The sequence below is a fragment of the Cupriavidus sp. 8B genome (assembly GCF_054589115.1).
In genome coordinates this window covers 1-359 of record NZ_BAAILO010000120.1, presented here as the reverse complement: position 1 = coordinate 359, position 359 = coordinate 1, and the positions used below count along the sequence as shown (strand labels likewise).

Sequence of the window (359 nt, the reverse complement as noted above, 5' to 3'; positions counted from 1 at the left end):
CGGCGGCCATTGTGGCTGTAGTGGTACCAGTACAGCAGCATCGAGCCCAGGCTGGCCATCAGGCGGTCGGCGATGTCGCGCGCGCCGGGGGTGTTGTGGTCGTCCTTTTCCGGCAGCACGGTGCCGAGCACGGACACGCCGGTGCGCATCACGTCCATCGGGTGGGCGCTGGCGGGCACCCATTCGAGGGCGGCCTTGACGTTGGCGGGCAGGCCGCGCAGGGCCTTGAGCTTGGCCTTGTAGGCGGCCAGTTCGGCGCGGGTGGGGAGCTTGCCGTGCACCAGCAGGTGGGCAATCTCCTCGAATTCGCAGGTCTCGGCGATGTCGAGGATGTCGTAGCCGCGGTAGTGCAGGTCGTT

General features: G+C 68.2%; 1 protein-coding gene. It reads right to left on the bottom strand.

Features of this window, described 5'->3' with window-relative positions:
• The coding region (locus ACYP5B_RS12795) for a citrate/2-methylcitrate synthase (protein ID WP_459569866.1) at positions 1-359 on the bottom strand (359 nt) is incomplete at both ends.